Below are 19,344 nucleotides of genomic sequence, written 5' to 3' on the forward strand. Positions count from 1 at the left end.
AGAGCCAAGATCCATGTCAGCATCCGGCCGCGCGCGGGGTCGTGCGACGCGGATCCCGCCGCCTGGGAGAAGACGGCGGAGGAGCTCGTCACGCGACCTTGGACTCCGGCGCCTTCCAGGTGTTGCACGCGCCCGGAGTGCCCTTGGTGTAGCCCTGCGTGAACCAGTGGAGATCGTTGGCACTGAGCTTGTCCTTGCTGAAGCGGTCGCGCCAGCGCTTGTCCTTCGGCGTGGGCTCCTCGGCCTTCAGCGTGGCCTTCCAGTTCTTCGACTTCGCGCCCAGGGCCTTGAGCGTCACGCCGGACAGGCACAGCCGCTGCATGTCGAAGCGACGTCCCTGCTCGTCGAGCTGCTTCTCGTCGGCGTCGTTCGGCATGGCCCAGTAGGCCGCGCCGATGCCCGTCTGTCCCATGACCACGCCGCTCCACGCCTGGACGACCTGGGCGCGGATCGGCAGGTCGTCCTTGGCGCTGATCCAGTCGGCGGAGAGCTGGACCTGGAGCTGGGAGTAGCAGGTGGTGACGAACGAGCCGGTGATCTCTATGCCGTTGTAGCAGGGCCCCTTCTCGAAGGCGGCTCTGATGTCGGTCTTGACCGGCTGGAAGTCGGGGATGAACGGCCCCCAGGCGTCGTTCAGACAGCCGACGAGGGTGTTCAGATAGGTGGTGGTCGAGGACTTCGTCGTGCCCTTGGTCAGCTTGCAGCTGATCTTGGGGAGCTTGCCCTTCCTGTACAGGGCGTTGTGGGTCAGCTCGGGAACGCCCTGGATCGGGTAGGCGGCTGCCGTACCGGAGAACGCCATCAGTCCGGCTGCCGTGGCAGCCAGCACGCGGATCATCATGAAGCGGGATGTTAGGGGCAGGAACTTGGCACGGTCTACAGAGATCGTCCGGCCGTGCCCGCTCGTCGTTCTCCGAGGCCCGCCAGCGACGGGCCCCGGAGGGGCTACTTCTTCTCGCAGGTACGGTGGCCGAGGAAGACGTCGTCGATCCCCCACCACCCCGACAGCTGGCCGAGGAAGGTGAACCGCACCCGCACCGCGGTCCGGCCGATCGCCTGGGGCAGCTCCACGACCTGCAGCCCAGGCCCGCGAGCCCCGGGGTAGCCGGCCTTCTTCCAGACGTTCGCCCAGGTCCGGCCGCCGTCGAGGCTGACGTCCACGAGCGCCGTGCCGTTCACCCTCGGCTCCAGGTCGGAGGCGAACTGCAGGGCCGGGGCCGCGGCCTCGGACAGGTCCACGGCCGCCGACGTCAGCGTGGCCTCCTGGACGTGGTGCAGGCCGTAGTGGTCGGAGTCCACGATCGCGAACCCGCCCTTCCCGCCCGTCCTGTTGGTGCGGCCGCCCGGGTCGTTCAGCACCCAGCCGGGCTCGTGGGCGTACCCGGGGAACCCGGGATCGGCGTTGGTGACGCTCCACCCGCCCGGCAGGCCGGAGTCGAGGCGTTCGGTGACGCCCTCCAGGACCGGCTCGTAACCCGGAGCCTCGCAGGCCAGCGTCACCGTGAGCGCGAAGTCCTCGGTGAGCGGCGCCGTGCCGACCGTCACCTGCCGGACGGCCGGGGTGTAGCCGCGCGGCACGGCCGCCGCCTCCAGCGTGTACGTCGTACCGGGCAGCAGGTCCAGCCGGTACGCGCCGGTCTCGGCGTCGGACCTGGCCGTCCAGGTGTGCCCGGCGCCGTCGGAGGCCGTCACCTTGGCCGCCAGCGGCCAGCCCTGGCCGGAGCCGTCCCGCACGGTGCCGCCGACCTGGACCCGCGCGGTCGGCGCGAGCCGGACGTCGAGCGTGACCGTGCCGTCCTTGGCGATCGTGGCGGCCCGCGTGGCGTCGTCGTAGCCGAACGCCTTGACCTTGACCTGGTACTCGCCGCCGATCAGCCGCAGCGAGTAGTCGCCCGCCCGGTCGGTCACGGCGTCACGGGAGCGCGCGCCGGTCACGGAGACCGTGGCGCCGGGCACCGGTTCGCCCGTCTCCGCGTCGGTGACGGTCCCGGCCAGCGTGCCGAGCCCGACCTTGGCGACGGCCAGCAGCGCCGAGGCGTCCAGCCGGCCCTCGCCGAACACGTTGTTGTCCTCGGCGGGGCCGCCGCACCGGGCGTCGGCCGTGTCGATCGCGGAGGCGTCCAGCAGCGCCCGGGTGCCGTCGAGGTCGCGTACCAGGTCGGGGAAGGCGGACCACAGCAGCGCGACGGCGCCGGCCGCGTGCGGCGCCGCCATGGAGGTGCCCGACATCACGCCGTAGGAGCCGCCGGGCAGCGCCGAGCGCACGTCGACGCCCGGGGCGGCGATGTTCGGCTTGGTCTCGCCGTTCTGGCCGGGGCCGCGGCTGGAGAAGGAGGCGATCGCGCCGTTCACGTCGTAGGCGCCGACGGAGTAGTTGAGCGTGCGACTGCCGGGCGAGCCGCTGGTCTTGCACGCCGGGCCGCTGTTGCCGTTGGCCCAGACGCCCATGATGCCCGAGGCCGCCCACGCCTGCAGGATGTCCTCGATGATCGGCTCGTCGGTCGGCTCCGTCGAGCTCCACGAGTTGTTGATGATGTGCGGCCGCTTGCTGACGTCCGGGTTCTGGCCGTGGCTGTCGGTGGGGGCCAGCATCCACTGGGCGGCCGCGACGAGGTCCCCCTCGCTGCAGGTCTGGCAGCCGTTCGCGGTGATCCACCTGTCCGTCGTCGCCCACCACGGTGGTGCGTGATCTGCCCGATCGGCACCGGCCGCAACCGCTCGACCGCCTCGGCCGCCCGCCCGTGCAGCACCTGACGCCGGGGCAGCGCGATGCTCTCGTACACCGCCTGCAGGGCCAGCATGTGCCGGAACCCCACACCCGCGGTGCGGGCCGAGCCGTCGGGGGCGCCGCGCGGGAGCGCGGTGTGCTCGCTCAGCAGCCCCGAACGCAGCGCCTCCTCCAGCCGGCCAGCGCGTCCGCGCGCTCCAGGCCGCAGATCGCCACCAGCACCGGCACGGGCACCGGCACCTGCAGCACCGCGGCCGCCTCCACCACGGCCCGCGCCCCGGCGGGCAGCCGGCCCACCCGCTCCAGGACCGAGTCGCGCAGCGCCGTCGGGACGTTCAGCTCGTCGATGGCCTTACGCGCCCATCCGCGTCCGCGCCTGATCAGCGTCCCGCGCTCGCGCAGCAGCGCCACCATGTCCTGGATCGCGAAGGGCAATCCCGACGTCCGCTCGCACAGATGGGCGGCGAACTCCTCCGACACCCCTTCCGAGCCGAGGATCGCGGTCATCAGCTCCCGGGTCTCGGCCACGTCGAGCGGCTCCAGGCCCACCTGGGCCCGCGACACCGAGGGTGCCGCCCGCGCCGCGATCGTCCTGGCGTCCAGCGCGACCTCCTCGCCCCGGAACGTCAGCACCACCGACAACCCCGGCGGCGGCTCGCCCATGAGGTAACCGAGGAAGGCCAGCGTCTTCACCGGCCGGAGAGAAGGCCGCTCACCTCCCTGGCGAAGGCGTCCACGTTGTCGATCATGATGTTGTGGCCGGTGTCCGGGACGGCGATGAGCCGTACCCCGGAGGCCGCCAGCTCGGCCGCCCCGCCGAGCTCGCCGTCCGGCTCCGGGTAGAGGTAGGCGCGCGGGATCGGCAGCCTCCGCAGTCGTCCCCGCACGTCCGCGCGCGCCAGGTGGACCGCGCTGCGGTGCAGCGCCTCCCGCCCGGCGAGCCTCATCGTGGCCGCCCAGTGCGGCCCGACCCGGGTCAGCGTCTCCTCCCAGCCGTGCCGGACGAAGTCTGCCTCGGTGTAGGCGGCGATGCCCGAGCCGCCCGGCCGCGGGGCGGGTTCGGCCGGGTCCAGATTGGCGTCCACCAGCACCAGCTCGGCCACCAGCTCCGGATGCCGCTCGGCCAGGTGCACCGCGATCGTCCCGCCCATGCTGTGCGCGACCACCTGCGCCGCGCGCACGTCCGCCGCGCGCAACGCGGTCGCGAGGGCGTCCGCGTGCTCCTCCATGGTGTAGCCGAACGCGGTGGGCCGGTCGCTGGTGCCGAACCCCAGCAGGTCCACGAACAGGCTGCGGTGCCCGGCCAGCTCCGGCCGGCTCGCGGCCTCCAGGAAGTACGGCGCCGCCGCCGCGCCCAGCCCGTGCACGTAAACGCGGACCGGCTCCCGGCCGGCCGCCTCGGCCCAGCGGATGCGGCTCCCGTCCGGCAGCACCTGCGCGTCTCTCACAAACATCCCCTCCGAGATACCTAGATGTCGATGTACCAAGACATCGAGATAGCATAGCGGGATGATTGAGCTGTCGATCCTGGGCTTCCTCTACGACGAACCGCTCCACGGGTACGAGCTGCGCAAACGCGTCGCCGCCCTGACCGGCCACGTCCGGCCCATCGCCGACGGCACCCTCTACCCGGCGATCAAACGCCTGGAGCGCGACGGCCTGCTCCAACGTGACCTGCAGCCCGGCGCCCAGGCCGCACCCAGACACGTGCTCACCCTCACCGACGCCGGGCGCGCCGAGCTCCGGAGGCGGCTCGCCGAACCGGACGAGCCGTTCGTCACCGACGAGAACCGCTGGTTCACGATGCTGGCGTTCCTGCGCCACCTCGACGACCCCGCGCTCCAGGCGGGTGTGCTGCGACGCAGACTGACCTTCCTCACCGAACCGGCCAGCTTCTTCTGGGACGGCGACCGCCCCCTGCGGGCCGCCGACTTCGACGACCCGTTCCGCAAGGGCCTGTTCACGATCGCCACCGCGACCAGCAGGACCGAGATCGGCTGGCTACGGGAGACCCTGGCCGCGCTGGACGTCCAGAGCGCGGCGCCGGAAGGAGGGGCGGACGCGTAGCGCCCGCAGGACGTCAGCCGGGCCCGCCGGACGCCAGCGCCTGCACGTCGGCGGCCGTCACCGGCTGTCCCCCCACACCCCAGTCGCCGCTCTTGATCTCCTCGATCACGACCAAGGTCAGCGCACGCATGTGCTCACCCTCGATGGCGACGATCGTGTCGGTCAGCTTCCTGACCATCTCGGCCTTCTGGGTGGCGCTGAACACACCCTCGATCACCTTCACGTTGACGAGCGGCATGGGCTCCCCTTCCCCCGATGCGGCGCACCCATGGCACCTCACGCCGTCCAGCCGACATGCCCCTCGGCGACGTGGGCAAACGCTGCCCGGGCGCCGCGCGGATGAGGACCGAAGGCGGAGGGTATGCGCAGGTGGGAGCTGGTGTGAGGGGAAACGGGGGATCCATGCTGGGGCTGCCTGACGGGATTCGGGGGTGCCTGTTCGACATGGACGGCGTGCTGACGCGTACCGCCACCGTGCACGCCAGGGCGTGGAAGTCGATGTTCGACGACTTCCTGCGGGCCTGGAGCGAGCGGACCGGGGCCGCGTTCGTCCCCTTCGACGCGGGCGCCGACTACGACCGCTACGTCGACGGCAAGAAACGGGCGGACGGCGCGCGCAGCTTCCTCGACTCCCGAGGCATCAGCCTGCCCGAGGGGACGCCGGACGACCCGCCCGGCACGATGACCGTGTCCGGCCTGTCCAACCGCAAGAACGCCCTGGTGCAGGCCATCATCGACCGGGACGGCGTGGACGTGTTCCCCGGCTCCGTCCGCTACCTGGCCGCGGTCCGGGACGCGGGGCTGCGCCGCGCGGTGGTGTCCTCCAGCGCCAACACCGAGCAGGTCCTCGCCGCCGCCGGGCTCGCCGCGCAGTTCGAGGCCCGCATCGACGGCGTCGTGGCCCGGGACCGCGGGCTCGCCGGCAAGCCGGCCCCGGACATGTACCTGGCGGGCGCCGAGGCGCTGGGGCTGCGGGCGTCCGAGGCGGCGGTGTTCGAGGACGCCCTGGCCGGGGTAGCCGCCGGCCGGGCGGGCGGGTTCGGCCACGTCGTCGGCGTCGACCGGGCGGGGCAGGCGGAGGCGTTGCGCGACCACGGCGCCGACGTCGTGGTCACCGACCTGGCCGACCTGCTGGAGCCGCCGTCCCGGGAGGCCCGATGATCCGGCATCCGGCGTTCACCGTCGAGCCGTGGGCCGTCCGGGAGCGGCATCTCGACCTGCGGGTGCTGGCGCAGACCGAGTCGGTGTTCGCGCTGTCCAACGGCCATATCGGGCTGCGCGGCAACCTGGACGAGGGCGAGCCGCACGGGGCGCCGGGCACGTACCTCAACGGGTTCTACGAGGTGCGGCCGCTGCCGTACGCGGAGGCGGGCTACGGGTACCCGGAATCGGGACAGACCGTGGTGAACGTCACCAACGGCAAGGTGATCCGGCTGCTGGTCGGCGACGAGCCGTTCGACCTGCGGTACGGGACGCTCCACCAGCACGAACGGGTCCTCGACCTGCGCGCCGGCACCCTGACCCGCACGGCCCACTGGAGCTCCCCGACCGGGGCCCCGGTCCGGATCACGTCCACCCGGCTGGTGTCCTTCACCCACCGCGCGGTCGCCGCGATCCTGTACGAGGTCGAGGCCGTCGAGCGGCCGTTGCGCGTGGTCGTCCAGTCGGAGCTGATCGCCAACGAGACCCAGACCTACGAGGGCAGGGACCCGCGCGCCGCCGCGCCGTTGCACGCGCCGCTGGTCGCGGAGGAGAACCTGCCGAGCAGCGAGGGAACGGCGATCATGGTCCACCGCACCCGGGCCAGCCGCCTGCGCGTGGCCGCCGGGATGTGCCACGAGATCGACGGGCCGGACGGCACCCGGATCGAGGCGCAGGGCACCGACGACATCAGCCGGCTGACCGTGGCCACCCGCCTGGGGCCCGGCCAGACGCTGCGGCTGGTCAAGTTCTTCTCCTACGGATGGTCGGCGCAGCGCTCGCGGGCCGCGCTGCACGACCAGGTGGCCGCGGCGCTGGCCTCCGCCCGCCTGGACGGCTGGGACGGCCTGCACGCCGACCAGCGACGTTTCCTCGACGACTTCTGGGAAGGCGCGGACGTCGAGGTGGAGGGCGACGCCGAGGTGCAGCAGGCGGTGCGTTTCGGGCTGTTCCATCTGCTGCAGTCGGCCGCGCGCCTGGAGGAGCGCGCCATCCCGGCCAAGGGCCTGACCGGCTCCGGCTACGACGGGCACGCCTTCTGGGACACCGAGATCTTCGTGCTGCCGGTGCTCACCTACACCCATCCGGCGGCCGTCGCGGACGCGCTGTGCTGGCGGCGGGCCACGATCCCGCTCGCCCGTGAGCGCGCGCGGCAGCTCGGCCTGCACGGCACCGCCTTCCCCTGGCGGACCATCCACGGCGAGGAGTGCTCCGGCTACTGGCCCGCCGGAGCCGCGGCCTTCCACGTCAACGCCGACCTCGCGCACGCGGCGATCCAGTACGTGGACGCCAGCCAGGACCTGTCGTTCGAACAGCGGACCGGCCTGCCGCTGCTGGTCGAGACGGCCCGGCTGTGGTGCGCCCTCGGCCACCACGACGCGGCCGGGCGCTACCGCATCGACGGGGTGACCGGCCCCGACGAGTACACCGCCGTGGTCGACGACAACGTGTACACGAACCTGATGGCCCAGCAGAACCTCCGCGCGGCGGCCGAGGCCGCGGACCGCCATCCGGGCCCGGCGGAACGGCTCCAGGTCACCGCCGAGGAGATCCGCCGCTGGCGGGACGCGGCGGAGGCGATGTCCGTGCCCTACGACGAGCGGCTCGGGGTCCACCCGCAGTGCGAGGGCTTCACCCAGCACGCGCTTTGGGACTTCGCGGCCACCGGGCCCGATCGGTATCCGCTGCTGCTGCACTTCCCGTACTTCGACCTCTACCGCAAGCAGGTGGTCAAGCAGGCGGACCTGGTGCTCGCCATGCACCTGCGCGGGGACGCCTTCACCCCGGAGCAGAAGTCCCGCAACTTCGCCTACTACGAGCCGCTGACCGTACGGGACTCGTCCCTGTCGGCCTGCACCCAGGCGGTGATCGCCGCCGAGGTGGGCCATCTGGAGCTCGCCTATCGCTATCTCGGCGAGGCGGCGCTGATGGACCTGGCGGACCTGGAGCGGAACACCATGGACGGCGTGCACATGGCCTCGCTGGCCGGGGCGTGGATCGCGCTCGTCTCGGGCTTCGGCGGGATGCGCGCGGGTCGGGGACGGATCTGCTTCGCCCCCTCACTCCCTCCCGGCATCACCCGGCTCGCCTTCCGGCTGCGCTACCGCGGCAGCCTGCTGAGCGTCGGCGTCACCCCGGAGGCGACGGTCTACCGGCTGCTGCGGGGGCCGTCGATCACGGTGACCCACCACGGCGAGCAGATCCTCCTGGACGGGACGGAGGTCACCCGGCCCAACCCGTCGCGACCGGCGCCGGAGCAGCAGGTCTGCCAGCCGCCCGGCCGCGAACCGGGCCCGCGCCGTCCCCGAGGCTCCGGCAGGAGGACGAGTGACTGAGGCTCCCCGGCCCCGTCCGGGGGCCCGCCGTCAGTTGCAGGGGCTGGAGGACCAGGTGACGTAGCCGCTGAGCGTGCCCCAGGTCGAGACCGAACGGTCGCAGAACTGCGTCCTGACGCCCACCAGGTGGGTGCGCGCGGCGTCGGAGAAGTACTGGGTGTTGCACAGGTAGCCGACCGGGCAGGCAGGCAGGGCCTGCGCGGCGGCCGGGACGGTGGCGAGCGTGGCGGCGGCCAGGACCGCGACGGCCAGTACGCGACGGATCATGGATCGTCCTTCCTGATTCGCAGGGAAACGGTACGATGCGCACGAAATGATCCGTCGCGCGGGATGAAAACGCAAGGGGATCACCCGGCCCGTCCTGCTCAGCCTTCCCCCTGGCCGGCGAGCAGGTGACCGGTCTCGGTACGCCGATAGACCACGCGCCGGCCGGCTCCCGCACACCCAGGACGACCGTGCCCGCCCCCGAACGGTACGGCTACCGCTACGGCGATCACCTGGTCGGCTCAGGTGACCCGGTCCTCGCCTGCACGGCCGCCGGCATGACGCCGCCGACCGGCCTGCCCCAGGTGGTGTGGCGGGCCGGCCTGGACCTGAACCCGCTCGACGTGACCGACCCGGCGGATCTGGCCTGGCTCGACGCCCTCATCTGGCCCGAGCACGCGCACCGCCGGGCCAGGCTGCGGGCGGCCGCGGCCGTCGTCGCAGCCGACCCGCCGCTGCTCGTACGGGGCGACCTGGTGGACGACCTGCCGGCCCTGGCCGCGCAGTCCCCGCCCGACGCGACGCTGGTGGTGTTCCACAGCTCGGTGCTGTACCACGTGCCGATGCCGCGACGGATGGCCTTCGCCGAGACGGTACGCGGGCTCCCCGGACACTGGATCTCGAACGAAACCCCCGATGTGCTGCCCTACGACCCGCTCCCGACGCCGCCGGACGAGGCGAACCACCACGTGCTCGCGCTGGACGGGCGGCCGCTGGCCTGGACCCGATCGCACGGCCAGGAGATCACCTGGTTCACGTGATGCGAGGAGACGGCCTCACCTCGCGGAGAGCCGCGGGTCCGGCCTGGGCAGCAGGCAGCCGGGGCGCTCCAGGTCGAGCCGGTTCCCCGCGCTGACGCAGGTGGCGAGCCAGTACGTCTGGGTCCCGTAGGCGATGCCCTTGCGCACGCTGATGACGCCGTCGCGGTTCATCTCGCACGGGTTGTCGAGCGTGCATCGGCCGCCGTCGTGGTTGCTGGTGTTGTTGATGCCGACGACCTTGCCGCTCCTGGCGTCGACGATTGGGGATCCCGAGGTGCCGTGGCCGGTGTCGCACTTCCGCGTGTAGCGGATGACGTCCTTGGTCACGTTGCCCACCTCCAGCACCCGGTGGACCAGCGTGTCGATCTCGCACGAGAAGACCTTCTTCATGCTTCCGGAGACCACCCGGATGTCCGTGCCCGGCGCGGGACGCTCCGCCGACACCGTGAGCGGCCGGACGCGGTAGGCCCGCTCCAACTGCCGGTAGGTCAGGTCCAGCTGGTACAACGCGACGTCGGTGCCGGTCAGGGTCACGTAGACCGCTCTGGCCACGTGCAAGGTGGCCACCGGCTCGCCGGCGCCGTCGAGCAGGTCGACCACGCGGTGGGACGGCTGGTCCACCAGGACCTCGTCGGGCACCGGCCAGGTGCCCTCGTAGCAGTGCCCGTTGGTCAGGACGAAGGCCCGGTCGTCGGCCGCGCTGGCCGGCATCCGCACCAGCGATCCCGAGCAACCGTCCACGTTGACGGCGCCCGCCAGGTCCGCGGCCGCCGCCCGCGCGGGGAGGGCCGGCAGGCTGAGGCCGAGGATGGCGGCGCCCAGTGCCGCGCCGATTCGCCGAAACACACGCATCTCATGTCCGTTCATGGGAGGGGACCGCGGTCAGCGCGTACCGGGGCAGGTGCCCGCGACGGTACGGCCGGTGCGGAAGAAGTCGATCACCTTCGCGGCGCAGGGCAGCCGGCGCAGCGAGGCGTGCGCGTCGTCCTGAACCGTCAGCAAAGCCCCGCCGGTGGCCTTCGCCGTGTCCACCGCCCAGGCGTACGGCGTGGTGTCCTCGTCGGCGTGGCCGGACAGTTGCAGCGGGCTGGTTCCCCTGACCGGCTTCCACGGGCGCGCGGCCCACGGCCATTCCCCGCACCAGCCGCTGCGCTCGAAATAGCCGCCGGTCGCGGGGAAGGCTGCTCGCCGAGCCTGCGCGGCCGCCCACATCTGCTCGAAATCGCGGCCGCCGACACCCTCGTTGCAGAAGATCGCCTGGTACTGGATCAGGTTCAGGCCCAGCGGGGTCTCGTCGAACCCGAACACCTTCGCGGCCTGCGGAGCGGGACGCGCCGACAGCGGGACGCCGCCTTCGCGGACGGTGGCGAGATCCCTCGCGGCGGAGATCCAGCTGCTGGGCCCGCCTCCCAGCTGCTGCCTGACCCACTCGCCGTCGAGCACCGTGTTCGCGTCCACCCGACGCGGTGCCCGGCGAAGCTCGTCGTGCAGCGTGAGGATGGTCCGGCGGACCACGGCGTCGGTCGTCCCGAAGTGGAACTCGCTGTCGTGCCGCGCCAGCCATGGAACGAAGGCGTTGAAGCGCTTCTCGTTGAGCGCGTCCGTCGTGGCGTCCATGGCGGCCAGGTCGATGACGGGGGGCATCACCGAATCCAGCCACATCGCGTTCACCCGGTTGTCGAACAGCGACCGGTAGTTCGCGCCCACCGCGGTGCCGTAGGACACCCCGTAGAAGTTGATCTTCGATTCGCCCAGGGCCGCGCGGATCGAATCCACGTCACGCGCTATGTTCGTGGTGGTCAACTGCTGGACGAAGGCGGGATCCTTGGCGGCGCACCGCTTGTTGTACGCGGCCGTCTCGGCGAACGCGGCCTTCGCCGTCTCCTTGGGGGAGGTGCTGGACGGCGACTCCCGGCTCTTGGCGGACGCGGCGGGCGACGGTTCCTCCGCGGTGCACTTGATCTTGTCGCTGTAGCCCACGCCCCTGGGATCGAACCCGATCAGGTCATGGTCGACGGCCAGCGCGCCGAGCCTGCTCGGGGCGTACGTCGCCGGCGCGTCGATGTTGCTGATGCCGGGACCGCCGGGACTGATGACCAGCACACCACGGCGCCTGCCGGGGTCGGCGGCCTTGATCCTGCTCACGGCGATCTTTATCTTGCGGCCCTGCGGGTTCGCGTAGTCCAGGGGAACCGTCAGCAAGGAGCATTCGGTCCTGGTGTCGTTCTCGACGGGCCAGTCCTTGGCCGTCTTGGCGCATGCACGCCACGTCAGAGGGTCTTCGTCTGTGCGGGCCTCGGCCGCGCCGGCGGCTGCGAGGCTCGCCAGGCCGACCAGGCACGCGACCGCCACGCGCGCCGGACGAGTGCCTGGGATTTCACGGGTGCTGAACATGGTCGCATCTTTCGACGGTCCTGCCCGCACACCTGCAAGCGCGCGGGGCACGCCGTCAGGCGTACGTCGCCCACCCTGAAGGGCCCAGGTTCCCGCCCCGTCGCGACCCCGTATCGGCGACCACGCGGCCACGTATCCGCTGTGTATCCACGCAACTGCCGCAGGCGCCATCCATACGGGGGAAAGGCCGTGGCCGGCTCCGGCCGGCCACCAGCATCACCCTCGTCGGGGTCGTTCCCTACCCGGCGGATGCCTCCATCGTGTAGAGCCGGTAGGTGGTCAGGATGTTGAGTCTGTGCAGGTTGCGGCACAGGTGCAGCATCGCGTCCTGAGCCTGGGGCGGCCCGAGGGCGGAGGCGAGCGCCGGGTCGAGGCGTTCGGCCCACGGATCTGTGCAGGTCCGTGTGGTCTCCTCCAAGGTGCGGCCCTGCCGCGTCGCGGTGTGGACCTCCTCGTGGAGCCGTTCGAGGTAGGAGATCAGGGCGTCGATGGCCCGGTGGCCGTCGCCGGCGGGGCCGTGGCCGGGCACGATGGTCCGCATCTCGGGCAGCGCCGCCTTCATGGCACGCAGGGTGGCCAGGTACGGCGCGGGCCCGCCCTGCAGCAGCATGTGGGCGATGCCGGCGTGGCACAGCAGGTTGCCGGTCCAGGCCGTCCTGACGTCGGGCACGTGGACCACGGTGTCGCCCGGGCCGTTGCCGGGCCCGAAGTGCCACAGCTCGACCGTCCGGCCGCCCAGGTCGACCTCGGCGAAGGAGTCGAAGACGACATCGGGAAGTCGCCAGGTGGTCACCGCGTCGAAGAGAGCCTCGTCGCCGTACATGTTGCCCGATCTGACCTGCTTCTCGAAGCCGAGGTCGGACATGTTGTCGCGGTTGGCGCGGGAGGAGATGATCACGGTGTCGGCGGGGAAGGCCATGTTCCCGAACGTGTGATCACCGTGGTAGGTCGTGTTGACCAGGTAGCGCAGCGGCCGGTCGGTCAGCTCGGCGGCCAGCGACTGGATCGTGCGCGAGACGTCAGGGGTGATGCCGGCGTCGACCACGAGCGCGGCGTCTCGGCCGGCGATGAGCCCGTTGTTGTCCTTGGGCGCCGGGACGGCCATCAGCGCGTGGACGCCGTCGGCGAGCCGTCTCGGGACGAGCTCCAGACCGACCGGCGACAGGTTGGGCCCGTTGTAGGCCGCGGGCCGCTCGGCGATCTCCCGCTCGGGGATGTGCATGCTCACAGCAGCGTCCCCAGTCGCTCGAAGAGCTGCGGCACCTGCTTGCCGAGCTGGGCGCGCACCAGGTGCTCGGCCATCTTCGGCACCCCCTCCAGCTCCAGCCGGAACTCCACCCGGCAGCCGCCGTCGACGTCGCTGACCCGGTACGCCTGGCTCACCCCCGGCTTGGCCTGCGGCGGGGTGTGCAGCGTGAGCGATTCACCCGGCACGTAGTCGGTGACCGTCAGGCCGATCTCGGTGCGGCGGCCCATCACCTTGCGTACCTGCTCGACGTGGACGCCGTCACGCAGCGGCCCGTCCGCCCGCGACTCCAGGACGTCGGCCTGCCATTCGGGGAAACGCGCGGGGTCGGACAGGACGGCGAAGACGGCGGCGGCGGGCCGCGCGTACGTCGTGGTGTGGTCGATGGTGATCACGGCCGGCTCCTCAGCAGCTGGGCGGTCAGCGGGTTCAGTTCGACGGGGTCGTCCTCGCCGATGACGACGGTGCCCCCCAGGTTGGTCAGGCGGTCGCCGATGACGGCGTTGGGTTCGAAGGCGAAGGTCATGCCGGGGGCGAGGGGCAGTTCGCCGCCCATCGTGGGCACCTCGAACAGCCGTCCGTAGCGGGCGGCCTCGGGCAGGCGGCGAAGCCCGGCGCCGAACCCGCACACCGGCCCCATGGGGTTGAGCGTGTGCACCAGTGGGTGCACGTTCCAGGCCCCGGCCTCCTCCAGCGGCGCGCGCATGGCCTCGACCAGGTCGCCGAAGGTGTTGCCGGGACGGGCGGCGGCCAGCCCGGCCTCGTAGGCGGCGCGGGCGACCTTGGCGCCCACCTCGATGTCGGGATGGACCTCGCCGACGGCGATGGCGACCTGGTGCTGGGTCTCCTTCATGCCGAACCGGCAGAACACCTCCGCCATGATCACGTCGCCGTCCTCGATGACGCGCGGCGCCTGCGGCCGGTAGGACCAGGCCGGCGGGCCCCAGGAGACGAACCCGGGCCCGGAGGAGATCAGCATGTCGGGAGCCGCCAGCCCGCGGCGGAAGGCGGCCGTCATGCCCGCGGCGTACACGTCGGCCTCGCTCGCGCCCGGCCGGGCCGCCTCGACCATCGCCTCGGCCATGGCGTCGCCGGTGGCGGCGGAGTGGCGGACGACGGCCAGCTCCTCTTCCGACTGGCAGATGGTGGCGAACAGATAGCTGAGCCCGACCGGCTGGAACTCCACGCCGGGCAACTCGGCCAGCACCTGGTTCCACAGGCCGTGCGGCATGATCGGGTTGATGTGGAAGGGCGGGTAGGGGTCCAGGCCGAGCACGCCGACCCTCCCGCTCTCCAGGCGGTGCTCGCGCAGGACCTCCACCACCCCGGCCGCGTGCTTGGCGACGCGGATGCGCTCGGGCGGGATCCACAACTCCTCGCCGCGGCGCAGCGCCTGGATGTGGTCGGCGACCGGCAGGGTCGACCAGGTCAGCTCGATCGGGTCGGCGTCCCGGCAGAAGATGACGATCGCGCCGGGACGGTCGTTGGTGAAGTAGACATCCGGCGCGAAGGGCGCGAGGTCCGCGCACTCGTGCTCGCCGTAGGCGATGAGCGCCTGCACGCCCTCGGCTTCCATGATCTCCCGTGCGAGTGCCCAGCGGCGGTCGCGCTCGGCGAGGGAGTAGGTGGGAACGTTCATGGGGGAGACGTTAGGAACGGCCGCCCTGACGTCGCTTCCGTCATCCTGCTGGAGCCGCCGCGGCCCGCTTAGGTCATCGGGCCCAGCATGGCCAGTTCACCGCGCGAGGAGACGCCCAGCTTGGGGAAGGCTTTGTACAGGTGGTAGGCGACCGTGCGCGGGCTGAGGAACAACTGGGCGCCGATCTCCCGGTTCGACGCGCCGGTGACGGCCAGCCGTACCACTTGGAGCTCTTGCGGGGTGAGCGTGGCCAGCGGGTCGTCGGCCTTGACGCGGCGGGCCGGCGAGGCGCCGGTGGCGCGCAGTTCCCCGGCCGCGCGGGCGGACCACGGGGAGGCGTCCAGCCGGTCGAAGGCCTCCATCGCCGTCTCGAGCTGGACGCGGGCCTCGGCGCGCCGCCGCTGGCGGCGCAACCACTCGCCGTACACCAGGCGGGTCCTGGCCTGGTCGAAGGGCTGCTCGTGCCGGCCGTGCAGGACGAGCGCACGCTCGTAGAGGCCCGCGGTCTGCTCGTCGGAGGCCAGCAGGGCTCGTGCCCGATGCAGCACGGCGAGCGGACCGGGCTGCCCGACGCCCTCGGCCCAGGTCGCGTAGCGGCGCAGGACCGGCTCGGCGCGTCGCGGCGTGCCCGCCCTGACGGCCGCCTCGACGTAGTCCGGCCAGGCATACCTCCAGATGAACGCGTGCCGCGAGGCGCCCTCCGTCACCCTGTCCAGCCGGTCGAGCACCGCCTGGTTGCGACCCAGCCCGAGGTCGAGGATCACCCGACCGTACTCGGCCCACGTGCCCGCCGGCAGCCAGGAGCTGTCGTCGGCGTGCCGCAGGGCCTCGGCGGTGCACGCGGCCCACTCCTCCTCCATGCCCGCCACCCCGTACAGCCAGGCTTGGACGCCTCCCAGGTAGCCGCGCCAGAACGGCTGGCCGACGTCGGCGGCCAGGTTCAGCCCCTCGGCCACCATGGCACGCGCCGACCGGTGGCGCCCGTCGACCAGCTGGGCGATGGTGAGGAGCGTGATGGCCTGGGGGAGGCGGCCCAGCCGTCCCTGCGCCCGGCACTCCTCGACCAGGGCGGTCGCGCCGGTGAGCATCTCCTCGCGTTCTGCGCGGACGATCGCGTGGTAGGTGATGACCATGCGAACCTCGAACGGCACGGCCGCCGGCTCGCCCATACCGTCGGGGAAGGCCGGTACGGGGGTGGTGTCCCCTTCCAGGATCATGCGGAAGCCACGGCTGATCGCGCGCACCGCGGCGGCGAGCCCGCCACCGTCGGGTGTCAGCTCCTCGGTGCGACGGGCCAGGGCGATCTGATCGGGGTGGGGCGCACTGGTCCAGGCGTAGAAGCCGGCGAGGCCGAGCAGCGAGAGCACCGTGGAGGGATCCGCCGTCTCGGCGCCTTCCTGCAGCAGCCGGACGGCCTCCAGCGGCCTGTCGGCCTCGAAGGCGAGCTGTGCCCGCACGCGGGCCAGTTCGGCCAGGACCGATCGGTCCAGCGTGGACGAGCCCGCCTGCCGCAGCGCCGCCGCGACCAATTCGGCCGCCCGCCGGCTCAGCCCCGCCTCGGCGGCCGCCCCGGCGGCGGTCGTCCACCGGCGTACGGCGTGGGCGGGGTCGGCGGACAGCTCGGCCGCCCGCGCGTAAGCTGCCGAGACCGTCGCCTGCCCGCCGCGCTGCCGGGCGCGCAGCGCCAGGCTCTCCAGTTCACCGGCCACGTCCTCGTCCGGTCGCAGGGTGACGGCCGCCAGGTGCCAGGCGCGGCGGTCGTCGTCGACCGCATCCGCCAGGGCCCGGTGTGCGGCCATCCGGGCGGCGATGTCGCAGGCGAGCAGGACCGCTGTGCGTACCAGTGGGTGACGGAAGACGACACCGGCCGCGCTGACCTGGACCAGTCCGGCTCGCTCCGCCGGCGCGAAGTCCGCCAGCGAGGCGTCGAGCCGGCCGAGTGCGGCGGCGAGAACCTTCAACTCGCCACGGTCGTCCAGGGCCGCGGTGAGCAGGCAGGAACGAGTGGCGGCGGGGAGAGCGGCGATCCGGTCGCGGAAGCTCGCGAGCACCCGGTCCGTCACCGGCTCCACCGGCCCGAGGGAGAAGGCCAGAGGGGTGAAGGCGCCCGCCCGTTGCTCGGGACTGAGCATGCGGGGCAGCTCGACCAGGGCCAGCGGGTTGCCCTGCGCCTCGGCGACGAGCTGATCGCGGACGGCGAGCGGCAGGTCCGCCGCCTGCTCGGCCAGCAGATGCCCCGCCGTGTCGGCGTCGAGCTTGTCCAGCCGCAGCTCGGGCAGCCCCCCGCCGGGGAAGGTCCCGCCGTCCTCCCGCGCCGAGAACAGGACGACGACGGGCTCGATGTGCAGGCGGCGGGCGGCGAACACCAGGGCGTCGGCGGATTCGCTGTCCAGCCACTGCGCGTCGTCGACCAGGCAGACCAGGGGTCCCTCCGCAGACAACTCCACGAGGAGACTGAGGGTCGCCAGGCCGACGAGGAAGCGGTCTCCTCGGGTCGCCTCGCCGAGGCCGAGCGCGCCCAGCAACGCCTCCGCCTGCTGCGTGGGCAGCGCGCCGACGCCGTCGAGAACGGGGCGTAACAGCAGATGCAGGGCGGCGAAGGGCAACTCGGCCTCCGACTCGACCCCGGCGACTCGCAGCACGCGCCCCGGCGTCCGCCGGGCGGCGTACTCCAGCAGGGCCGTCTTGCCGATGCCCGCCTCGCCGCGCACCACCAGAGCGCCGCCCGGTCCATCGAGCATCTGGTCGATCCGGGCCTGTTCCGCCTGACGGCCGTGCAACATGAAGATCCTCAGCAGTCACGGCGCATCCACTCGATCGCCGGAGGTGCACGACCTTCCCCTGCGCCCAATGCGATCATATGGGCTTCCGGCGGGCATAGTCTGACTTGCCGCTCGGCCCACGACAGCGAGCCGGGCACAGGGAACCCGACAGCAAGCCCAAAGATCCAGACACGACGTCACCGTCCCGTTCCGGCCGAAATCTGGACATGCTTGCATACGGTCACCAATGGCCCACGAAGGGAGGAAGCTCGCATGTCCAAAGCTTTCCTTGCAACTGTGGCGGCAGCCGCGACCATGGCGGCTGGGCTCGTCGCCTTCACCGCGTCACCGGCGCAGGCCGACGCCGGCGATTGCGTGTCCTACCTGGAAGGCAAGGGATACGGCCCGAACGCACGGACAAGGGCGTCATGCGCGGTGGCCGCCAGCGGCGAGATTGGAGGCTGGCTCCAGTGCCGCGATTCCCTCAACAGGGCCGGGATCCCACGAGAGGTGGCCTCCAGAGCCTGCGATCTCGGCGGGATGTGACTGGCCCCGTTCATCGCCGGCAGCACGTCTGTCGCGGGCCCAGCTGCTTGGCGGAAACCTTCGGCTGGACGTGATCACGACCCCGGCTCGTCCGGGACGTCACCCGTGCAGGAGGGTGCGCACCTCCGCCAGGAGGTCCACCTGCCGCCGCCAGTCGCCGCCCGGGATCCCGACGACCGCGTGGCTCGCCCCTGCCTCGCGGTAGTCGTTCAGCCGTCCGGCGGCCTCCTCGGGGTGGCCGGTGAGGGGGAGCGGCAGCACGTCCTCAAGCGGACGGCCGTAGCCGGCGCTGATCCCGGACGCCACCTGAGCCCGGGACGGCACGTCGGGCCCGGCTCCCAGCGCGGCGGCGCAACCGATGGCGACGATCGGAACGGGACGGCCTGCCTGCCCGGCCAGCTCGGCCAGCCGTCCCCGTCCCTCGGCGACCTCCAGCGGGGAGATCAGCGAGGGGAACCAGCCGTCGCCCAGCCGCGCCGCCCGCCGGATCGCCGCCTCCGACGCGTTGCCGACCCACACGGGCGGCATGGCCGCGGCCGGGGACAGCGTGACCGGCGGCTGCCCCGGCTCGTCCGGCAGCCTGGTCTCCTTCCCGGCCAGCAGTCCGGGGAGCAGTTCCAGCGCGGTGTCCGTACGGAGTCCGCGCCGCCCGTACGCCACCCCGGCGGCGGCCCACTGCCCCGGCCCGCCGCCCGAGCCGACGCCCAGGACCAGCCTGCCGCCCGACACGTGCTGCAGGCTCGCGACCTGCTTGGCCGCCCAGGCCAGCGGCCGGATCGCCGGGACGAACACGCTTGCGCCGATCCTGACCCTCGACGTGACGGCGGCCGCAGTGGCCAGCGCGATCGACGCGTCCAGGGTCGGCGCGCCGATGGCCAGGTGGTCGCCGTGCCAGACGCCGTCCAACCCGGCGTCCTCCGCGTGCCGGGCGGCCTCTCGCAGGTCGAGGCCCCTTGTGCGCTGCTCGCCGACGCCAGGAAGGATCACACCGATCTCGAAGTTGTTCATGCGGCCGACTATGCAACCTCAGGCGGGCTTGAGGTCAATTCCCCTCCGGAAGGCGAGGCGGGCCGGCGGATCGGCAGTTACCAGGTCAGGGCATACACGACCATGGCGTGGCGGCCGACCCGCAGCAGCCGCACCTCCCGGCCGTGCCGCGCCGGTTCGGATGGAGTCGTCCAGCGGTGCCACCGAGATGCGGCGGACATGGGCCGTGCCGGAGCTCTGGAAACCGCGATTCCAACGCCGCCGTCTGACCTGCGGTTCTCGCTGGACGCGCCCCCGATCCCGCAGACACTGTCCTCTTGACCTGCAGAAACAGGGCGACTCATGCACCACATTCGTGGACGTGACGCTGCTGAAGCACACAGCGTGACCGTCGTCGTGCGAAAGTCTGAGGTG

17 protein-coding genes are annotated in these 19,344 nt (G+C 72.3%); 4 read left to right on the forward strand and 13 right to left on the reverse strand.

Translation table 11 applies throughout. From position 1 onward, the window contains the following. Positions 1-88: 88 nt before the first annotated feature. From AB0J76_RS46430 to AB0J76_RS46445, 4 genes are all read right to left on the reverse strand, one after another. A complete protein-coding gene (locus AB0J76_RS46430; RefSeq protein WP_352327473.1) occupies positions 89-841 on the reverse strand; it encodes a hypothetical protein in 753 nt (250 codons plus the stop codon). Between the two features lie 104 nt (positions 842-945). Next, complete coding sequence (locus tag AB0J76_RS46435) at positions 946-2,592, reverse strand: S8 family serine peptidase (RefSeq protein ID WP_352327472.1); 1,647 nt, start codon at positions 2,590-2,592, stop codon at positions 946-948. 280 nt (positions 2,593-2,872) lie between these two features. Continuing rightward, positions 2,873-3,421: a hypothetical protein gene (locus AB0J76_RS46440; protein WP_352327471.1), complete on the reverse strand. Its 549-nt coding sequence runs from the start codon at positions 3,419-3,421 to the stop codon at positions 2,873-2,875. Beyond that, on the reverse strand, positions 3,418-4,176 hold the full coding sequence (locus tag AB0J76_RS46445) for an alpha/beta hydrolase (protein ID WP_352327470.1): 759 nt from the start codon (positions 4,174-4,176) through the stop codon (positions 3,418-3,420). The genes AB0J76_RS46440 and AB0J76_RS46445 overlap by 4 nt, the downstream gene beginning before the upstream one ends. A 61-nt stretch (positions 4,177-4,237) precedes the next feature. On the opposite strand from AB0J76_RS46445, the gene AB0J76_RS46450 reads away from it, so the two are divergent. Beyond that, positions 4,238-4,795: a PadR family transcriptional regulator gene (locus tag AB0J76_RS46450; RefSeq protein ID WP_352327469.1), complete on the forward strand. Its 558-nt coding sequence runs from the start codon at positions 4,238-4,240 to the stop codon at positions 4,793-4,795. A gap of 13 nt (positions 4,796-4,808) precedes the next feature. Here AB0J76_RS46450 and AB0J76_RS46455 read toward each other — a convergent pair whose 3' ends face one another. Further along, entirely contained in the window at positions 4,809-5,033 is a 225-nt protein-coding gene (locus tag AB0J76_RS46455) for a 4-oxalocrotonate tautomerase family protein (RefSeq protein ID WP_352327468.1), read from the reverse strand. A 164-nt stretch (positions 5,034-5,197) separates the two neighbouring features. On the opposite strand from AB0J76_RS46455, the gene AB0J76_RS46460 reads away from it, so the two are divergent. Both AB0J76_RS46460 and AB0J76_RS46465 read left to right on the forward strand, forming a co-directional pair. Beyond that, positions 5,198-5,956: a beta-phosphoglucomutase family hydrolase gene (locus AB0J76_RS46460; RefSeq protein WP_364393757.1), complete on the forward strand. Its 759-nt coding sequence runs from the start codon at positions 5,198-5,200 to the stop codon at positions 5,954-5,956. Then, positions 5,953-8,331: a glycoside hydrolase family 65 protein gene (locus tag AB0J76_RS46465; protein WP_352329210.1), complete on the forward strand. Its 2,379-nt coding sequence runs from the start codon at positions 5,953-5,955 to the stop codon at positions 8,329-8,331. The genes AB0J76_RS46460 and AB0J76_RS46465 overlap by 4 nt, the downstream gene beginning before the upstream one ends. A gap of 30 nt (positions 8,332-8,361) precedes the next feature. On the opposite strand, the gene AB0J76_RS46470 is transcribed toward AB0J76_RS46465, so the two are convergent. Next, positions 8,362-8,598, reverse strand: coding sequence for a DUF6289 family protein (locus AB0J76_RS46470; RefSeq protein ID WP_352329212.1), 237 nt, complete (start codon positions 8,596-8,598; stop codon positions 8,362-8,364). Between the two features lie 188 nt (positions 8,599-8,786). Here AB0J76_RS46470 and AB0J76_RS46475 point away from each other — a divergent pair, with 188 nt between their 5' ends. After that, positions 8,787-9,356, forward strand: a complete 570-nt coding sequence (locus AB0J76_RS46475) for a DUF2332 family protein (RefSeq protein ID WP_352329214.1) — start codon at positions 8,787-8,789, stop codon at positions 9,354-9,356. Positions 9,357-9,371: 15 nt separating this feature from the next. Here AB0J76_RS46475 and AB0J76_RS46480 read toward each other — a convergent pair whose 3' ends face one another. The 7 genes from AB0J76_RS46480 to AB0J76_RS46510 all read right to left on the reverse strand — a co-directional run bounded on the left by AB0J76_RS46480 (position 9,372) and on the right by AB0J76_RS46510 (position 18,951). After that, on the reverse strand, positions 9,372-10,208 hold the full coding sequence (locus tag AB0J76_RS46480) for a serine protease (protein WP_364393762.1): 837 nt from the start codon (positions 10,206-10,208) through the stop codon (positions 9,372-9,374). 30 nt (positions 10,209-10,238) lie between these two features. Then, a complete protein-coding gene (locus AB0J76_RS46485) occupies positions 10,239-11,801 on the reverse strand; it encodes an alpha/beta fold hydrolase (RefSeq protein WP_352329218.1) in 1,563 nt (520 codons plus the stop codon). A 187-nt stretch (positions 11,802-11,988) separates the two neighbouring features. Next, positions 11,989-12,972, reverse strand: coding sequence for an MBL fold metallo-hydrolase (locus AB0J76_RS46490; protein WP_364393835.1), 984 nt, complete (start codon positions 12,970-12,972; stop codon positions 11,989-11,991). Between the two features lie 2 nt (positions 12,973-12,974). After that, complete coding sequence (locus AB0J76_RS46495; protein WP_352331135.1) at positions 12,975-13,391, reverse strand: SRPBCC family protein; 417 nt, start codon at positions 13,389-13,391, stop codon at positions 12,975-12,977. Next, a complete protein-coding gene (locus AB0J76_RS46500) occupies positions 13,388-14,635 on the reverse strand; it encodes a M24 family metallopeptidase (protein WP_352331133.1) in 1,248 nt (415 codons plus the stop codon). Before AB0J76_RS46500 ends, AB0J76_RS46495 begins: the two co-directional genes overlap by 4 nt. Positions 14,636-14,703: 68 nt before the next feature. After that, the gene (locus AB0J76_RS46505; RefSeq protein WP_364393767.1) at positions 14,704-17,418 is read right to left on the reverse strand and encodes an AAA family ATPase; all 2,715 of its coding nucleotides are present in this window, start codon (positions 17,416-17,418) and stop codon (positions 14,704-14,706) included. 624 nt (positions 17,419-18,042) lie between these two features. After that, entirely contained in the window at positions 18,043-18,951 is a 909-nt protein-coding gene (locus AB0J76_RS46510) for an LLM class flavin-dependent oxidoreductase (RefSeq protein WP_352327155.1), read from the reverse strand. Between the last annotated feature and the right edge of the window lie 393 nt (positions 18,952-19,344).

The sequence above is a fragment of the Nonomuraea sp. NPDC049624 genome (assembly GCF_040675255.1).
Classification (GTDB): domain Bacteria; phylum Actinomycetota; class Actinomycetes; order Streptosporangiales; family Streptosporangiaceae; genus Nonomuraea.